This is a genomic window from Algiphilus sp. (assembly GCF_023145115.1).
Taxonomy (GTDB): Bacteria; Pseudomonadota; Gammaproteobacteria; order Nevskiales; family Nevskiaceae; genus Algiphilus.
Genome location: NZ_JAGLEJ010000022.1, coordinates 40698 through 57400, shown reverse-complemented (window position 1 = coordinate 57400; position 16703 = coordinate 40698). Strand labels below are relative to the sequence as shown.

Sequence of the window (16703 nt, the reverse complement as noted above, 5' to 3'; positions counted from 1 at the left end):
CCACAGATTTCACGGATTCAGGGGATTCATGCTGGTGGCGCTGACTTCGTCAGCGCGCACCAGAACAAGAAGAATCCGTGTCAATCTGTGAAATCGGTGGTTCGCTTCTCGCTTGCTTCATTGTTCTTCAAGCGCCGTCGAGGGCGTGGAGGAGCGCGCGGGCGGCGTTCGAGAGGCGGCGTCCCGGGTGATGCACGGCGCCGAGGCTGCGCTGGATGCGGAGCCCGGGGAACTCCAGCGCGATCAGTTCGTCGTCGATCATGGTCGCGGGCAGGGCGCTCCAGCCGAGTCCCACCGCGGTCAGCATCTTGAGGGTCTCCAGGAAGTTGCTGGCGACCTGCGCCTGCAGCGGCACGCCGCGCGCGGCGAGCGCCTCGGCGACCAGCGCATGGGTGGCGGTGCCCGCCTCCGGCAGCAGGGCCGGGTAATCGCCCAGTCGCGCCTCGCTCGGCTGCGTCGCTTGGGCGAGCGGGTGATCGCGCGCCACGCAGATGCGCATGGGGTCGGGCCAGATCTCGCGCTGGACCAGGGGCTCCGGCGGCATCCGCGGCAGGGTGATGACCGCCAGCTCGATGTGCCCGCGCGCCACCGACTCGCAGGCGGCCTCCGATCCGAGGAAGGCGATGTCCAGGGCGACATCGGGATAGCGGTTCACGAAGCGCCGCAGCATCGGCGGCATGCGGTGCAGCGCCACGTGATGCGACAGCGCCAGTCCGAGGCGACCGGACACGTGCGCGGACAGGCTGTCCAGGGCGCGGCGGCCGTCCTCGATCTCGGCGAGCAGTCGACGGGCGTGCGGCAGGAAGGCGCGTCCGGCCTCGGTGGGTGCGATGCCGCGACCGACGCGGTCGAAGAGCTCGTGCCCGAACTGGGCTTCCAGCGTGGCGATGCGCTTGCTGATGGCGGGCTGCGTGAGATGCATCGCCGCGGCCGCGGCACGCACCGAGCCGTGCTCGCAGACCGCGACGAAGGCTTCGATGGCGGAGAGCTGCATGCCGGCATGGTATTCCGAAATGGAAAGCAGTGCTTGATAAAGATTCAATTGAGTTATTCGTGACGCGGGACTACGCTGCGCGCCCGGAACAATCGCGATCGGTGATCACCATGAGCGGGCAGACCCTCTACGAGAAGATCTGGAACCAGCACGTCGTGCAGCGCTTCGGCGACGGCGCGGCGCTGCTCTACATCGATCGCCAGCTGGTGCACGAAGTCACCTCGCCGCAGGCCTTCGAGGGCCTGCGCCTGGCCGGGCGCAAGCCCTGGCGCGTGGACGCCAACCTGGCCGTGCCCGACCACAACGTGCCCACGGTCAACCGCGCCGGCGGCATCGCCGACGCGATCTCGCGCGCCCAGCTCGAGGCGCTCGACGCCAACTGCGCCGAGTTCGGCATCACCAAGTTCGATCTGCTCGATGTCCGCCAGGGCATCGTGCACGTCATCGGCCCCGAGCAGGGCGCGACGCTCCCCGGCATGACGGTGGTCTGCGGCGACTCGCACACCTCAACGCACGGCGCCTTCGGTGCGCTGGCCTTCGGCATCGGCACCTCCGAGGTCGAGCACGTGCTGGCCACGCAGACGCTGGCGATGTGGCCGGCCAGGACCATGCGCGTCAACGTCAACGGCAAGGTCGGCAAGGGCGTCACCGCCAAGGACATCGTGCTCGCCGTCATCGGCCGCATCGGCACCGCCGGCGGCACCGGGCACGTCATCGAGTACGCCGGCGAAGCCATCCGCGATCTCTCCATGGAAGGCCGCATGACGGTCTGCAACATGAGCATCGAGGCGGGTGCCCGCGCCGGGCTCATCGCTGCGGACCAGACCACCATCGACTACATCCGCGGGCGCCCCTTTGCACCGTCGGGCGAGGACTGGGACAAGGCGGTGGCGGCCTGGCGCGAGCTGCACAGCGACGCCGACGCGGTGTTCGACTGCGAGATAGACCTCGACGCTGCCGACATCGCGCCGCAGGTCAGCTGGGGCACCTCGCCGGAGATGGTGGCGCCGGTCACCGCGCGCGTGCCGGATCCCGCCGAGGAGGCCGATGCCGGCCGCCGCGGCGGCATGGAGCGGGCGCTGACCTACATGGGCCTTCAGGCCGGCACGCCGCTGGCCGAGATCGCGGTCGACAAGGTATTCATCGGCTCGTGCACCAATGCGCGCATCGAGGACCTGCGCGCGGCCGCCGAGGTGGTGCGCGGCCGCAGGCGCGCCGACGGCGTCAAGCTCGCCATGGTGGTGCCGGGCTCCGGCCTGGTGCGCCGTCAGGCCGAGGAGGAGGGGCTGGACCGCATCTTCATCGAGGCCGGTTTCGAGTGGCGCGAGCCCGGCTGCTCGATGTGCCTCGCGATGAACGCCGACCGCCTCGAGGCCGGGGAGCGCTGCGCCTCGACCTCCAACCGCAATTTCGAGGGCCGCCAGGGCGCGGGTGGGCGTACCCACCTGGTCTCGCCCGCGATGGCGGCTGCGGCCGGCATCGCCGGCCACTTCGTCGACGTCCGGGAGTTGTAGACCATGGAAGCCTTCACGACCCACCGCGGCCGCATGCTGCCGCTCGACCGTTCCAACGTCGATACCGACGCGATCATTCCCAAGCAGTACCTCAAGTCGATCCGCCGCACCGGGTTCGGACCGTTCCTGTTCGACGACTGGCGCTATCTCGACCCGGGTACGCTCGACATCGACCCCGGCACCCGCCGCCCGAATCCGGATTTCGTGCTCAACGAGGCGGATCGCGCCGGCGCCAGCGTGCTGCTGGCCCGCGAGAACTTCGGCTGCGGCTCGTCGCGCGAGCATGCCGTGTGGGCGCTGGCCGACTACGGCATCCGCTGCGTGATCGCGCCGAGCTTTGCGGACATCTTCTTCAGCAACTGCTTCAAGAACGGCGTGCTGCCGGTTGTTCTGAAAGCGGATGAGGTGGACCAGCTCATGCACGTCGCGACCGCTTCGCCGGCGCGCGAGGTGGAGATCGATCTGGCCGCCCAGACCGTCGCCAGCGACGATCTCCGCTTCACCTTCGACATCGACCCGCAGCGCAAGCACAACCTGCTGGAGGGTCTCGACGAGATCGGCATCACGCTGAGCGCGCATGCCGACGCCATCCGTGCCTACGAGGCGCGTCGCCGCCAGGAAGCGCCCTGGCTGTTCCGGGAGGATTCGGTATGACCGCGAAACTGTTGCTGCTGCCGGGTGACGGCATCGGACCCGAAGTGGTGGGCGAGGCCGAGCGCGTGCTGGCCGCCCTGCGCGACGGCTTCGGGCTCGACGCGAGCTGGGAGCACGGGCTGATCGGCGGTGCCGCCATCGACGCCGAGAACGACCCGCTGCCGGCGGCGACGCTGGAAGCCGCACGCGCGGCCGACGCCACGCTGCTGGGCGCGGTCGGCGGCCCGAAATGGGAGGCCATCGAGCGGTCCATCCGCCCCGAGCGCGGTCTGCTGCGCATCCGGGCCGAGCTCGGCCTCTACGCCAATCTGCGGCCGGCGCTGCTGTTCGGCGAGCTGGCCGGCTCGTCGTCGCTGCGCCCGGAGCTGGTCGCGGATCTGGACATCCTCATCGTGCGCGAGCTAACCGGCGGCATCTACTTCGGCCAGCCGCGCGGCATCCGCGACGATAACGGTGAGCGGGTCGGCTACAACACCGAGGTCTACAGCGAGTCGGAGATCGCCCGCATCGCGCGCTCGGCCTTCGAGGCCGCGCACAGGCGCGACCGCCGCGTCTGCTCGGTGGACAAGGCCAATGTGCTGGAATCGTCGGAGCTGTGGCGCGAGGTCGTCACCACGGTGGCGCAGGACTATCCGGACTGCGAGCTGTCGCACATGTACGTCGACAATGCCGCCATGCAGCTGGTGCGCGCGCCCAAGCAGTTCGACGTGCTGGTCACCGGCAATCTCTTCGGGGACATCCTGTCCGACATCGCCGCCATGCTCACCGGCTCCATCGGCATGCTGCCCTCCGCTTCGATCAACGAGGCCCGCCAGGGGCTCTACGAGCCGGTGCACGGCAGCGCCCCGGACATCGCGGGCCGGGATGTCGCCAATCCGCTCGCCACCATCCTGTCGCTGGCCATGCTGCTGCGGCATTCGCTGGACCGGGGCGATCTCGCGGATCGCGTCGAGCGCGCCGTGGCGCGCGTGCTGGCCGACGGGCTGCGCACCGGCGATCTGGCCGCTCCGGGCGCCGAGGCCACGGGCACGCGGGCCATGGGCGACGCTGTGCTGGCACGGCTGGCGGACTAGCAGCGAAGCGCATGAACCGGAAAGCATCTGGAACCACAGATTTCACAGATTGAGGGGATTCTTTGCTGGTGGCGCTGACTTTGTCGGCGCGCACCAGAACCAGAAAAATCTGTGGAAATCTGTGCAATCTGTGGTTCCGGCTTTCAGGAACGCTCGAAAACCCGGACCCGGACGCATACACTGCGCGCCCCGTCGGCCTGGACGGCAAGCGCCCGGGCCTTCATCACACAACAGCAATCGGCAGGAAATGAGCAAGCGATTCGATGTAGCCGTGGTCGGCGCGACCGGCGCCGTGGGCAATGAGATGCTCAAGGTGCTGCACCAGCGCAGGTTTCCGGTGGGCAAGGTGTACGCGCTGGCGTCGTCGCGCTCGGCGGGCGAGGTGGTGGACTTCGGCGACGACGAGCTGATCGTCGGCGATCTCGCGGAGTTCGATTTCTCGCAGGTGCAGATCGGCCTGTTCTCGCCGGGCGCCAGCGTATCGGCGGAGTACGCGCCGAAGGCGGCGGCCGCGGGATGCGTGGTGGTCGACAACACCTCGCAGTTCCGCTACGACGACGATGTGCCGCTGATCATCCCCGAGGTCAATCCGCACGCGGTGGCCGGCTACACGAGGCGCAACATCGTCGCCAACCCGAACTGCTCGACCATCCAGATGCTGGTCGCGCTCAAGCCCATCTACGATGCGGTGGGCATCGAGCGCATGAACATCGCCACCTATCAGTCGGTGTCCGGCACCGGCAAGGACGCCATCGAGGAGCTCGCCAGCACCAGCGCCCGCGCGCTCAGCGGCCAGCCCTTCGAGTCGAAGGTCTATCCGAAGCAGATCGCGTTCAACTGCCTGCCGCACATCGATACCTTCCAGGCCAATGGATACACCAAGGAAGAGATGAAGATGGTGTGGGAGACCCACAAGATCTTCGAGGACGACGCCATCCTGGTGAATCCCACCGCGGTGCGCGTGCCGGTGTTCCACGGGCATTCCGAGGCGCTGCACATCGAGACGCGCGACAAGATCACCGCCGAGCGCGCGCGCGAGCTGCTCGCGGCGGCACCCGGGATCACGGTGATGGACGAGCGCGCCGACGGCGGCTATCCGACCGCCGCCACCGAGGGGGCGCATCACGATGCCGTCTTCGTGGGCCGTATCCGCGAGGACATCTCGCACCCGCGTGGCCTCGATCTCTGGGTGGTCTCGGACAACATCCGCAAGGGTGCCGCGCTCAACAGCGTGCAGATCGCGGAGCTGCTCGCCGAGCGCCATCTCTGAGGCGGCCGACGGGCGGTGGCGGAGTGCCGGCCCGGGTGCCCGTCGCGCGGATTACAAAGGCCGCGCAATGCAGTAGGCTGATTTCCGGAGATTGTCCGGGGGTGTAAGTTCGTCATGACCGTTGCCAAGCGCGCGCTGCTTGCCGTCGCCATTGCCTGCGTTGCGCCGGGCGCCCGGGCCATCGGTCTGGGGTCGCTGGAGCTGCACTCGGCGCTCAATCAGCCCCTGCACGCCACCGTGACGCTGCGCGACGTCAACATGGACGCGCTCGACGAGGTCAGCGCGCGCATCGCGCCGGCGGATCGCTACGCCGCCACCGATCTGGTGCGCGACGACTACCTGCGCAACCTGCGCCTCGCGGTCGAGCGCATCGACGGGCGCCCGGTGGTCACCGTGCGCGGCGCTTCGGCGTTGCGCGAGCCGGTCATCGATCTCCTCATCGAGGTGCAGCAGGGTCGCCAGAGCGTGCAGCGCGCCTACACGCTGCTGGTCGACCCGCCGCGCACCGCCGGCGATCCGGAGCCGGTGGAGAGCGCGGGCAGGGCGGTCGATCCGGCCGAAGGGATGCCGGCCGACGCGGCGCCGGCCGCCGCCACGGCGGGTACGGATGCCGGTTCAGGCGCCGATGCCGGGGCCGATGCCGGGGCCGCATCGCCGGCTCCCACGGCATCGTCGACGTCCGGTGCGTCGGCTGATGCCGGATCGGCCGCCTCGTCGGCCCCCGATACCACCACTACCGAGGCCGCGACACCGGCGCAGGCAGCGGCAGAACCAACGGCTCCGGCAGCATCGCCGGCCACCGAATCGGATGCCGCGGAGGGTACCGACGGCGAGACGCGCTTCTTCACCACGCCCGAAGAGCGCCAGCTCGATCCCGAGCTGCTGGTCCGCATCGGGGAGGGCGGCCGCGCGGCGCAGCGCGAGCGCAGCGCCACGACCGGGACCGATACCACCAGCGCGACAACGACCGACAACGCGGCCGCGACCAGCCCGCCGGTCGGCGGGGCCGCCTACACCGTATCGCGCGGGGACACGCTCTGGCGCGTCGCCGAGCGCGCCCGCGGCGACGACCGCGGCGTGACCATGGAGCAGCAGATGCTCGCCATCGTGCGCGCGAACCCGCGCGCATTCGAGAACGGGCAGGCCACCAACATCCTGCTCGGCGCGCGCATCCGCATTCCCGACCGCGCCACCGTGCGCGCCATCGATCCGGCTCTGGCGCAACGTCGCATGACGGCGCTGGTCGACGGGTCCATGCGCACCGGCGAGGCGGCTGCCGAAGCGGGGAACGCTTCCGGCACCCGCTCGACACCAGCGCCTTCCGCTAGCACGCCTTCCGCACAGCGCACGGCACAGGCGCCATCGGCGCCGCGTACCGACAGCGCGAGCGCCGAACCGGTGACACCGGTCGCGTCGTCGGTGCAGCAGGCTGCGTCCGGATCGGACGATGACGGCGCCGACGACCCGGTGGTCGCCGGCACCCCGGATGCGGGCGACGAACCCGGCGGCGACGACACCGACGCACCCGCTGCGGATCGCTCCGAGGCGGATGCGGTCTCCACCGGTCCGGCCGATGCCGAGCCGGCAGCGGGCGGCGAGAGCGGCGAGAGTGGCGACGGCACGGCGGAGGGCGGCACGGTCGCCTCCGACGCTGCCGAGGGCGCTGCCGCTGATGACGTCGAGACGGCTGCCGGGCCCGGAGTCGCCGACGCCGATGCGCCGGCCGACGCGAGCGCCGAGTCCGGGCCGCGCCCGCAACCGGTGGCGCCGTCGGGCGGCTTCCCGATGGCCCTGCTGCTCGCCGTGGCCGCGGTGCTGCTGCTCGCGGGTGGCGCGCTGTGGTGGCGTCGCCGCCAGGCCGCAGCCGACGCCGCGCCCTACGATCCCGCACCGATGCCCGAAACACCGGAGCCGACTGCGCCCCCCGCTGCCGGGGCGGACACGGCGACCGATCCTGCCGCGGGCGACGACGAGCCCGAGCCCGAGAGCCTGGAGAGCGCCTACCGCAATGCGATGGCGTCATCGGACGGCGACAGCGAAGACGGCACTGCGGTTGCCGCGGCGGACAGCGACGGGACCGATGACGATCCGCTCGCCGATGCCGATTTCCGGATCGCCTACGGCATGTACGCCGACGCCGTCGAACGGCTGGAGGCGGCCATCGCCCGCGACCCGGACAACGCCGAGCTGCGGCTCAAGCTGGCCGAGGTCTATCACGTATCCGAGCAGCGCGAGGACTTCCTCGAGGCGGCCGACGCCGCCAGTGGTTGCGAGCTCGACGACGCGCAGCGCGAGCGGCTGGCGGCGATGGCGGACCGCATCGCCCCCGACTCGCGTCACGCCAGCGCGGCGGGTGGCGCCGGTGCGGCAGCCGTCGCCGGTGCCGGCACGGTGGCCACGGCGGCGCTGCCGGCCGACGAGCCGGAAGCCCCGCCCGCCGACGACCTTCCCGCGGAAGCGGCCTTCGCCGACGCCACGCCGCCCGCGGCAGCGAGCGATGACCACGTCGCGGCGCCCGAGCCCTTCGCCGACACGGCCGCGCCGGAAGGCGCCGGCGCGTTCGCCGAGCCGGTTGAGGCCGACGGCGCGGATGCGGCGGCGGACGAGACGCTGCATGACGTCGACCCCGAGGAGGCCGAGCAGCTCCTCGATTTCGATCTCGGCGATCTGGAGCCCCCGACGCCGGTCGAGGAGCCGACGTCGCCGCCGGCGTTCGCCGACAGCGACCACGTGCTCGACTTCGACACCGAGGCGCTGGCTGCGCCCGCGCCCGCGAAGACGGCGTCCGGGGACAGCGGAGAAGCGACCTTCGCCGATGCCGGGCTCGACTTCGATCTCGACGACCTCGAGCTCGATGACGGCGCAACGGCGGGGCAGAGCGACGCCGAATCGACCGACACCGGTGCCGATCCCTTCGGCAGCGCGGACGACGACGCCTTCGACCTGGCCGACTTCTCGCTCGACGATTTCGATGCCGGGATGGGTGCCGACGACGATGCCCCGACGGGCGGATCGCCGGAGGCGGGTGCCGATGCGCCGCCCGCGTCGGCACCGGATTCCGGCGCGGACGACGCCGGCGGCTTCCTCGATCTGCCGGCGGAGGAACCGGCCGAGCCGTCGGCCGACTCGGACGATTTCGACATCGCCGGGCTCGAAGTGGAGCCCGGCGGCGAGCCCGAGAGCGATCCCACGCTGCAGGCGGCCGGGCGTCTCGATCTGGCGCGCGCCTACGCGGACATGGGCGAGGCCGAGCTGGCACGGCCGCTGCTGCAGGAAGTCGTCGACGGCGGTGACGCGCAGCAGCGACAGGAAGCGGAGCAGCTGCTGGCGTCGCTCGGCTGAGTGAGCGGCGGGGTCACGCCAGCGCCGCCTCTGGACGGGCCGCACAGCGGAATACGCCTGCTGCTGCTGTTGATGTTCGCGGCGACGCTGCCGGAGCTGCCGGTGGCGGGGCTCTGGCTGGCCGGCGCGCTGGCGCTGGCGTGGCTGCATGCGCGTTCGACAAGCGGTGCGCGCTTCTACCTCAACGGCCTGTGGCGGCTGCGCTGGCTGTTCTTCGCCATCGTGGTGCTGCACCTGTGGCGCGGTGGCGGCACCCCCATATGGCCGACGCTGCCGGGGCTCACCGATCTCGGTGCCGAGGAAGCGCTGCGTCGCTGCGGCGTGCTGGTGGCGCTGCTCGGCGCCGTGGTGGCGCTCACGCGCAGCACGCCGCCCCAATGGCTGGCGGCGGGGCTGATGTGGTGTCTGGCGCCGCTCCGGCGCGTCGGCGTTCCGGTGCAGCGCTTCGCCAGACGCGTCGCGCTGGTATTCGCGGCTGTGGATACCGCGCGCGGTGAAGCCGGCCGCCTGCGTGGGCGCGGTGAAGGGCTCGAGACCGCCGCGGCCCGCATGATGCTGGAGGCCGAATCCGGCCGCTTCGCCGGCGACGCGGTGTGGGAGATCCCGCCCGCGGGGCTGCCGCGCGCCCGCGACTATCTGCTGCTGACGGCCGCGTGCGCGGCGGTGCTGCTGGTCTACGCGGCCTGATGCGCTGGGCGGCCGGGATCGAGTACGCCGGCACCGCCTATCGCGGCTGGCAGAAGCTGTCGCATATCGACAGCGTGCAGGCCCGTGTCGAGGACGCGCTCGGCCGGGTCGCGAACCACCCGCTGCGAGTCATGGCCTCGGGCCGCACCGATGGCGGCGTGCACGCGGCGATGCAGGTGATCCACTTCGACAGCCCGGCCGAACGCGACGAGCGCGCCTGGTGCATGGGCGCCAACAGCCACCTGCCGGGCGATATCGCTGTGCGCTGGGCGCGGCTGGTGGACGACGGCTTCCACGCGCGCCATGCCGCGACATGGCGGGCCTACCGCTACGTCTTCCTGTGCGCCGGCGCACGCAGCGCGCTGTGGCGCGATCGCTGCGCGTGGTCGCCGCACGAGCTGGATGCGGAGCGCATGCACGAGGCGGCGCAGGTCCTTGTCGGCGAGCACGATTTCTCGGCCTTCCGGGCCGCGGAGTGCCAGTCGCCGACGCCGATGCGCCGGCTCGACGCCATCGCCGTGCATCGCCGGGGCAGCTTCGTCTGCATCGATGTCGGCGGCAACGCCTTCCTGCATCACATGGTGCGCAACATCGCCGGTTCGCTGTCGGCGGTCGGGCGGGGCGCGGCCGAGCCGGCCTGGATCGGGACGCTCCTGGCCGGACGCGACCGGCGCGCAGCGGCGGCGACGGCGCCGGCGGCCGGCCTCTATCTGCTGGGCGCGCGCTACCCGGAGGCGTACGACATTCCCTCTCCGGTCGATCCGGTGTTCCCCTGAGGCGCGTACAATTCGCGCCGCCATGAGCCATCGCACGCGTGTCAAGATCTGCGGCGTGACGCGGCGCGAGGACGCGCTGCACGCGGCCCGTTGCGGCGCCGACGCGGTCGGCGTCGTGTTCGTGCCGGCGTCGCCGCGCGCCATCGGCGTCGACGAAGCGGTGGCCCTGCGCGGGGCGCTGCCGCCCTTCGTGCAGCTGGTGGCGCTGTTCATGGACAGCGATCGCGACGCGGTATCGGCGGTCTGCGAGCGCGTCGCGCCCGATCTGCTGCAGTTTCACGGCAGCGAGGACGCGGCCTTCTGCACCGCGTTCGGGTTGCGCTACATCAAGGCCGTTGCGGCGGCCGACGGCACCGATCTCGAGGCGGCCTCGCGGGCGCACCCGAGCGCAGCGGGGCTGCTGATCGACGGCCACGGCACCGGCGAGATGGGCGGGAGCGGCCAGCGGGTGACGCCCGGCGCGCTCAGCGGGGCGAGCACGCTGCCGCTGGTGCTCGCGGGCGGTCTCGCGCCCGGCAACGTGGCCGATGCAGTGCGTCAGTTCCGCCCCTGGGCGGTGGACGTATCGAGCGGTGTCGAGTCGGCACCGGGCGAGAAGGATCCCCGCAAGGTGGCGGCATTCATTGAAGAGGTGGGCAAGGGCGATGACCAGTAATCCGAACAGCTACGACTATCCGGACAACCGCGGGCACTTCGGCCCCTACGGCGGCCGCTTCGTCGCCGAGACGCTGATGGAGCCGCTGCTGGAGCTCGAGAAGGCGTATCTGTCGCTGCGCGACGACCCGGATTTCCGGGCCGAGCTGGACCGCGATCTGGCGCTCTATGTCGGCCGCCCCTCGCCGCTGTATCCGGCAGAGCGCCTGACCCGGCGCTGGGGCGGCGCCGAGATCTACCTGAAGCGCGAGGACCTGAATCACACCGGCGCGCACAAGATCAACAACACCGTCGGTCAGGCGCTGCTGGCCAAGCACCTCGGCAAGACCCGCATCATCGCCGAGACCGGTGCCGGCCAGCACGGCGTGGCGAGCGCGACGATCGCTGCGCGGCTGGGCCTGAAGTGCGTGGTCTACATGGGCGCCGAGGATGTCGAGCGCCAGTCGATCAACGTCTACCGCATGAAGCTGCTCGGTGCCGAGGTGGTACCGGTGAAGAGCGGGACGCGCACCCTCAAGGACGCCATGAACGAGGCGCTGCGCGACTGGGTGACCAACGTCGACGATACCTTCTACGTCATCGGCACCGTGGCCGGTCCGCATCCGTACCCGCTGCTGGTGCGCGACTTCAATGCGGTGGTGGGCCGGGAAGTGCGCGAGCAGACGCAGGCGGCCTTCGGTGCGCTCCCCGACGCGCTGGTGGCCTGCGTGGGCGGCGGCTCCAACGCCATCGGCCTGTTCCACCCCTTCATCGGCGACACCGATGTGCGCATGTGGGGCGTCGAGGCCGGTGGCCACGGCATCGCCAGCGGCGAGCACGCGGCGCCGCTCTCGGCCGGCCGGCCGGGCGTGCTGCACGGCAACCGCACCTACATCATGGCCGACGATAACGGGCAGATCAGCGGCACGCATTCGATATCGGCCGGGCTCGATTATCCCGGCGTCGGGCCCGAGCACGCCTGGCTGAAGGACAGCGGCCGCGTCGAGTACGTCAGCGTCGACGACGACGAGGCGGTGGCGGCGTTCCATGAATGCACCCGTGTAGAGGGCATCATTCCGGCGCTGGAGACCTCGCACGCGCTGGCCTGGGCGCGTCGCCTGGCGCCGGAGTTCGGTGCCGGCAAGCGCATGGTGGTGAACCTGTCCGGACGCGGCGACAAGGATCTCTACACCGTCGCCAGACTGCAGGGGACGACGCTCGAATAGATGGCCCCTCGCTGCCAGTCTGTTCTTGCAGAACCACAGATTTCGCAGATAGACACAGATTCTTCTGCATCAAGACACAAGGCTGTTCGAACCAAGCCGCCACGCGATGCGTGGCCCCTCACCATCCCTGGCCCTTCTCCGCGACGGGGAGAAGGGGTGAAGACCCTGATATGCGCAATAGTTGGCTCGACACAATGCAACGGAATCTGTGGAAATCTGTGAAATCTGTGGTTAACCGCGATGAGCATCTGCGCAGATCCGCGCAATCTGCGGTTTTTGCCATCGCGATGCAGGCACGGCGCTCATGAGCCGCATCGCAACCGCCTTCGAGCGCCTGCGGGCGGCGGGCCGCAAGGCTCTGGTGCCGTACATCACGGCGGGCGATCCGCATCCGTCGCACACCGTCGACTATCTGCACGCGCTGGTGCGGGGCGGCGCCGACGTGCTGGAGCTGGGCGTGCCGTTCTCCGATCCGATGGCGGACGGACCGGTGATCCAGCTGGCGTGCGAGCGTGCGCTGCGCCACGGTACCAGCCTGCGCGACGTGCTCGACATGGTGCGCCGGTTCCGCGCCGACGACCCCGACACGCCGGTCGTGCTGATGGGCTATCTCAACCCCATCGAGCGCTTCGGCGCCGCGGCCTTCGCCGCGGCCGCCGCCGAGGCCGGCGTCGATGCCGTGCTGATCGTCGACCTCTCGGTGGAGGAGGCGCCCGATCTCGCGCCGGTGCTCCGCGAGCACGGGCTCGACTGCATCTTCCTGCTGGCGCCGACCAGCAGTGCCGCCCGCATGGACGCGATCGGCGCCCTGGGCTCGGGCTACGTCTACTACGTCTCGCTCAAGGGTGTCACCGGCTCCGATCGACTCGATCCCGAGGATGTCGCCACCCACGTCGCCGCGATCCGCGAGCACGTCTCGCTGCCGGTGGCGGTGGGCTTCGGCGTCCGCGACGCCGCCAGCGCCCAGGCGGTCGGGCGCAACGCCGACGGCGTCGTGGTGGGCAGCGCCCTGGTGCAGCGCATCGCCGATCTCGAAGCCACGCCCGATCGCGCGGGCGGCGAGCTCGAAACCACCGCCCGCGCGTTGCGCGAGGCGCTCGATGCGCTAGCATGACCGTGAAGCGGTGCCGCGCGAGCGCGGCGACCCGGCCAACATCGACGTAACGGAGCTGCCTTGAACTGGCTCGACAAGATCCTGCCCTCGCGCATCGATACCAGTGAAACCGAGCGCAAGAAGAGCGTTCCGGAAGGGCTCTGGACGAAGTGCGAGGATTGCCAATCGGTGCTCTATCGCGCCGAGCTCGAGCGCACGCTCCAGGTCTGCCCGAAGTGCGGCGCGCACCGCCGCATCAACGCGCGTGCCCGCATCGCGCATTTCCTCGACGCGGACGCCGAGCAGCACGAGATCGGCACCGACATCAAGCCCACCGACCCTCTGCGTTTCCGCGACACCAAGAAGTATCGCGACCGGCTCGCCGAAGCGCAGAAGAAGACCGGCGAGGACGATGCGCTGGTGGTCGTGCGCGGCGCGCTCCAGGGCATGCCGGTGGTCGCGGCCGCCTTCGAGTTCTCCTTCCTGGGGGGCAGCATGGGCAGCGTCGTCGGCGAGCGCTTCGCACGCGGCGTGCAGCGCGCGGTCGACGACGGCGTCCCGATGATCTGCTTCACCGCCACCGGCGGCGCGCGCATGCAGGAGGCGCTGTTCTCGCTGCTGCAGATGGCGAAGACCTCGGCGGCGCTCGCGCGCATGGCCGACCGCGGATTGCCGTACGTGTCGGTGATGACCCATCCCACCACCGGCGGCGTGTCCGCCAGCCTCGCCATGCTGGGCGACATCAATCTCGCCGAGCCGGGCGCGCTGATCGGGTTCGCCGGCCCGCGCGTGATCGAGCAGACGGTGCGCCAGACCCTGCCGGAAGGGTTCCAGCGTTCCGAGTTCCTGCTGGAGCACGGTGCCATCGACGCCATCGTCGACCGGCGCGACATGCGCGCCCGCGTCCACCGCATGCTCGCGTTGCTGACGCACGCGCCGCCGCAGGCGGCCTGAAGCGGCGACCATGACTGCCACCCGGCCGGCGCCGGGCTGGTCGCTCGAGCAATGGCTGGCCTGGTTGGAGCAGGGCCCGCGCGGTGGCATCGTGCTGGGTCTCGACCGCGTGGCCCGCGTGCTCGATCGACTCGCTCCCGCGGCGCGTCCGACCCTGACCGTTGCCGGCACCAACGGCAAGGGCAGCTGCGCGCATTTCGCGGCTCAGCTCGCGCGCGCCTGCGGCCGTCGGGTGGGGCTCTACACCTCGCCGCACCTGCTCGATTTCGGCGAGCGCATCCGCATCGACGGCGTCCCCTGCGAGCGCACGAGCCTGATCGACGCCTTCGCCCGGGTCGAGGCCGCGCGCGGCGACGTGATGCTGACCTATTTCGAGTTCACCACCCTGGCGGCGCTGTGCCTGTTCGACGACGCCGATGTCGATCTGCGGGTGCTCGAGGTCGGCCTGGGCGGTCGCCTCGACGCGGTCAACGCGATCGACGCCGACGCCTGCGTGATCACCAGCATCGGCCTCGATCACGTGGCCGAACTGGGGGACTCGCTGGACGGCATCGCCCGCGAGAAGGCCGGCGTTGCCCGGCCGGGCCGCGCGGCGGTCCTGGCCATGCCTGAGCCCCCGGTCGCGCTGCGGGAGGCGCTCGACGGCATCGGCGCACGCGGACGACCGGTGGGCGTGGTCGCCGACGATGCCGCCGGCGGCTGGCGGATCGACGGCTTCGATACCGTGCTGCCACCCCCCGCGATCGCCGGTGACGCCGTCCGGCGCAACATCGCGGCGGCCGCGATCGGCCTGACCGAGACGGGCATGGAGGCAGCCTCCATCGCGGCCGCGCTCCCCGGCGCGGTCGCGGCCTTCTTGCTGCCCGGCCGGCAGCAGACCCACGGGGACCTGATCCTCGACATCGCGCACAACGTCGAGGCGGCCGGAGAGCTTGCGGCGGCGCTCGGCCAGCGCCATCGTCGCTGGCGTATCGTGCTGGGCATGCTTGCGGACAAGCCGGTGGAGGGCGTTGCACAGGTGCTGGCACCGCTGGCGGCCAGCTGGGTCTGTGCGGGGCTTCCCGGGCCGCGCGGGATGACCGGCGACATGCTCGCCGGCCGCGTCGCCGGCGCCGGCATGACGGATGTGACCGCAGCGCAGGATGTCGCCGAAGCCCTGGCGCTTGCGCGCGCATCGCGCGCCGACAACGAGTCGATCCTGGTGACGGGCTCCTTCCTCACCGTTGCCGGAGCGCTGCGCGCGTGAGCGACGAGGTCGACAAGGTCCTGATGCGGCGCCTGATCGGTGCGGTGACCGTGTTCGGCGCTGCCTTCCTGCTGTCGCTGCTCATCCCGGAACCGGGGGCGGAACGCGAACAGGACGGCGCCGTCGTGCTGCGTCTGGACACCCCCGAATCGGTCCGGACGCCGGGGTCGGACGGGGCGTCACCGGCGGCGCCGGAGGCGCGGGCGGCGCGCGACGCACCGGACGATCGCGCCGCGCCGTCCGGCCCGCCGCAAGCCGAGCCGCGGGAGGCGGATGCGCCGCCGCCCCGGCCGGCCCCGCAGGACGAGCCGTCGGTTGCGGAGCGGACGCCACCGGGAGCGCCCGACCCGCAGCCCGCGACCGATCCCGCGCCCGCGGCATCCGCGTCGTCGGCGGGGGAGTGGTGGGTCCAGGCAGCGTCCTACAGCGATCGCGAGACCGCCGATGCCGGGCAGTCGCGCGCCCGTGCGGCGGGGTTCCGGACCCGGCTGCGCGACGTGCAGGTGGAGGGTCGGCGCTACTGGCGTTTGCAGGTCGGCGCGTTCGGCACCGAGGCCGAAGCGACCCGCGCTGCCCGGCGACTGCAGGACAGCGGCTTCGCCGGTGCGCGGGCCTTTCACGAGGGGTCGGCGGGCCGATGAGCAGCCGTGGAATCGCCGGGACGCCGTAACGCGGGTGTTACAATGCGCCCCGTTCTCGGCCGGCGGTCCATATGAACTGGGTTGACTACTGCGTGATCGCCATCGTCCTGGTGTCGGCCCTGGTCGGTCTGCTCCGCGGTTTCGTCCGGGAAGCGCTGAATCTCGCCAGCTGGGTGCTGGCGGTGGTCGCCGCCATCCTGTTCGCGCCGACGCTGGACGCCATGCTGGTCGATACCATCGGCCTCGATCCGGCGCGCATGATCATCGCCTACCTGGCCGTGTTCATCGTGGCGCTGATCATCGGCTCGGTAGCGACCCATTTCATCGCCAACGCGGTGCGGGGATCGCCGTTCTCGGGCCCCGATCGCGCCCTGGGCGGCCTGTTCGGCGGTGCGCGAGGCGTGCTGATGGTGGTGATCGCGGTCGCGGTCGGCGGCATGACGGTCATCGAGCGCGAGTCGTGGTGGCAGGACTCGGCACTGGTCCCGCAATTCGAGCCGCTCGCCGAGTGGACGCGGGCGCAGTTGCCGAGTGAATGGGTGCGGGACATCGCTCCCGACCCGGAACCGGAGCCGGAAGCGGCTTCAACAGCGGAGTAGG

The 16703-nt window shown here is 71.1% G+C and carries 15 protein-coding genes; 14 read left to right on the top strand and 1 reads right to left on the bottom strand.

The window, feature by feature from the left end:
• Window positions 1–127: 127 nt before the first annotated feature.
• Entirely contained in the window at window positions 128–994 is an 867-nt protein-coding gene (locus KAH28_RS07890; RefSeq protein ID WP_290575442.1) for a LysR family transcriptional regulator, read from the bottom strand.
• Window positions 995–1104: 110 nt separating this feature from the next.
• Between KAH28_RS07890 and leuC the strand changes: the two genes are divergently transcribed.
• The 14 genes from leuC (at window position 1105) to KAH28_RS07820 (ending at window position 16702) form a co-directional block, all read left to right on the top strand.
• Window positions 1105–2508 (top strand): 3-isopropylmalate dehydratase large subunit, encoded by a 1404-nt coding sequence (gene leuC / locus KAH28_RS07885; protein WP_290575441.1) that lies wholly within the window; start codon window positions 1105–1107, stop codon window positions 2506–2508.
• 3 nt (window positions 2509–2511) lie between these two features.
• The gene (leuD, locus tag KAH28_RS07880) at window positions 2512–3162 is read left to right on the top strand and encodes a 3-isopropylmalate dehydratase small subunit (protein WP_290575440.1); all 651 of its coding nucleotides are present in this window, start codon (window positions 2512–2514) and stop codon (window positions 3160–3162) included.
• Entirely contained in the window at window positions 3159–4235 is a 1077-nt protein-coding gene (gene leuB / locus KAH28_RS07875; protein ID WP_290575439.1) for a 3-isopropylmalate dehydrogenase, read from the top strand. The genes leuD and leuB overlap by 4 nt, the downstream gene beginning before the upstream one ends.
• Before the next feature lie 247 nt (window positions 4236–4482).
• Window positions 4483–5505, top strand: coding sequence for an aspartate-semialdehyde dehydrogenase (locus tag KAH28_RS07870; RefSeq protein ID WP_290575438.1), 1023 nt, complete (start codon window positions 4483–4485; stop codon window positions 5503–5505).
• A 114-nt stretch (window positions 5506–5619) separates the two neighbouring features.
• The gene (locus KAH28_RS07865) at window positions 5620–8847 is read left to right on the top strand and encodes a FimV/HubP family polar landmark protein (RefSeq protein WP_290575437.1); all 3228 of its coding nucleotides are present in this window, start codon (window positions 5620–5622) and stop codon (window positions 8845–8847) included.
• Entirely contained in the window at window positions 8848–9534 is a 687-nt protein-coding gene (locus tag KAH28_RS07860; RefSeq protein WP_290575436.1) for a hypothetical protein, read from the top strand.
• A complete protein-coding gene (gene truA, locus KAH28_RS07855; protein WP_290575435.1) occupies window positions 9534–10310 on the top strand; it encodes a tRNA pseudouridine(38-40) synthase TruA in 777 nt (258 codons plus the stop codon). Before KAH28_RS07860 ends, truA begins: the two co-directional genes overlap by 1 nt.
• A 22-nt stretch (window positions 10311–10332) precedes the next feature.
• A complete protein-coding gene (locus tag KAH28_RS07850) occupies window positions 10333–10965 on the top strand; it encodes a phosphoribosylanthranilate isomerase (RefSeq protein ID WP_290575434.1) in 633 nt (210 codons plus the stop codon).
• A complete protein-coding gene (gene trpB / locus KAH28_RS07845) occupies window positions 10955–12169 on the top strand; it encodes a tryptophan synthase subunit beta (RefSeq protein WP_290575433.1) in 1215 nt (404 codons plus the stop codon). The genes KAH28_RS07850 and trpB overlap by 11 nt, the downstream gene beginning before the upstream one ends.
• A gap of 304 nt (window positions 12170–12473) precedes the next feature.
• Window positions 12474–13283, top strand: a complete 810-nt coding sequence (gene trpA, locus KAH28_RS07840) for a tryptophan synthase subunit alpha (protein ID WP_290575432.1) — start codon at window positions 12474–12476, stop codon at window positions 13281–13283.
• A 60-nt stretch (window positions 13284–13343) separates the two neighbouring features.
• Window positions 13344–14216, top strand: a complete 873-nt coding sequence (gene accD, locus KAH28_RS07835) for an acetyl-CoA carboxylase, carboxyltransferase subunit beta (RefSeq protein ID WP_290575431.1) — start codon at window positions 13344–13346, stop codon at window positions 14214–14216.
• Between the two features lie 10 nt (window positions 14217–14226).
• Entirely contained in the window at window positions 14227–15462 is a 1236-nt protein-coding gene (locus KAH28_RS07830) for a Mur ligase family protein (RefSeq protein ID WP_290575430.1), read from the top strand.
• Window positions 15459–16103, top strand: a complete 645-nt coding sequence (locus KAH28_RS07825) for an SPOR domain-containing protein (protein WP_290575429.1) — start codon at window positions 15459–15461, stop codon at window positions 16101–16103. Before KAH28_RS07830 ends, KAH28_RS07825 begins: the two co-directional genes overlap by 4 nt.
• A 71-nt stretch (window positions 16104–16174) precedes the next feature.
• Entirely contained in the window at window positions 16175–16702 is a 528-nt protein-coding gene (locus KAH28_RS07820) for a CvpA family protein (protein ID WP_290575428.1), read from the top strand.
• Window position 16703: the final 1 nt, after the last annotated feature.

Bases quoted from the DNA above. Each gene is read 5' to 3' on its own strand.
- KAH28_RS07890 (WP_290575442.1), bottom strand. From the start codon at position 994: ATGCAGCTCTCCGCCATCGAAGCCTTCGTCGCGGTCTGCGAGCACGGC.
- leuC (WP_290575441.1), top strand. From the start codon at position 1,105: ATGAGCGGGCAGACCCTCTACGAGAAGATCTGGAACCAGCACGTCGTG.
- leuD (WP_290575440.1), top strand. From the start codon at position 2,512: ATGGAAGCCTTCACGACCCACCGCGGCCGCATGCTGCCGCTCGACCGT.
- leuB (WP_290575439.1), top strand. From the start codon at position 3,159: ATGACCGCGAAACTGTTGCTGCTGCCGGGTGACGGCATCGGACCCGAA.
- KAH28_RS07870 (WP_290575438.1), top strand. From the start codon at position 4,483: ATGAGCAAGCGATTCGATGTAGCCGTGGTCGGCGCGACCGGCGCCGTG.
- KAH28_RS07865 (WP_290575437.1), top strand. From the start codon at position 5,620: ATGACCGTTGCCAAGCGCGCGCTGCTTGCCGTCGCCATTGCCTGCGTT.
- truA (WP_290575435.1), top strand. From the start codon at position 9,534: ATGCGCTGGGCGGCCGGGATCGAGTACGCCGGCACCGCCTATCGCGGC.
- KAH28_RS07850 (WP_290575434.1), top strand. From the start codon at position 10,333: ATGAGCCATCGCACGCGTGTCAAGATCTGCGGCGTGACGCGGCGCGAG.
- trpB (WP_290575433.1), top strand. From the start codon at position 10,955: ATGACCAGTAATCCGAACAGCTACGACTATCCGGACAACCGCGGGCAC.
- trpA (WP_290575432.1), top strand. From the start codon at position 12,474: ATGAGCCGCATCGCAACCGCCTTCGAGCGCCTGCGGGCGGCGGGCCGC.
- KAH28_RS07830 (WP_290575430.1), top strand. From the start codon at position 14,227: ATGACTGCCACCCGGCCGGCGCCGGGCTGGTCGCTCGAGCAATGGCTG.
- KAH28_RS07820 (WP_290575428.1), top strand. From the start codon at position 16,175: ATGAACTGGGTTGACTACTGCGTGATCGCCATCGTCCTGGTGTCGGCC.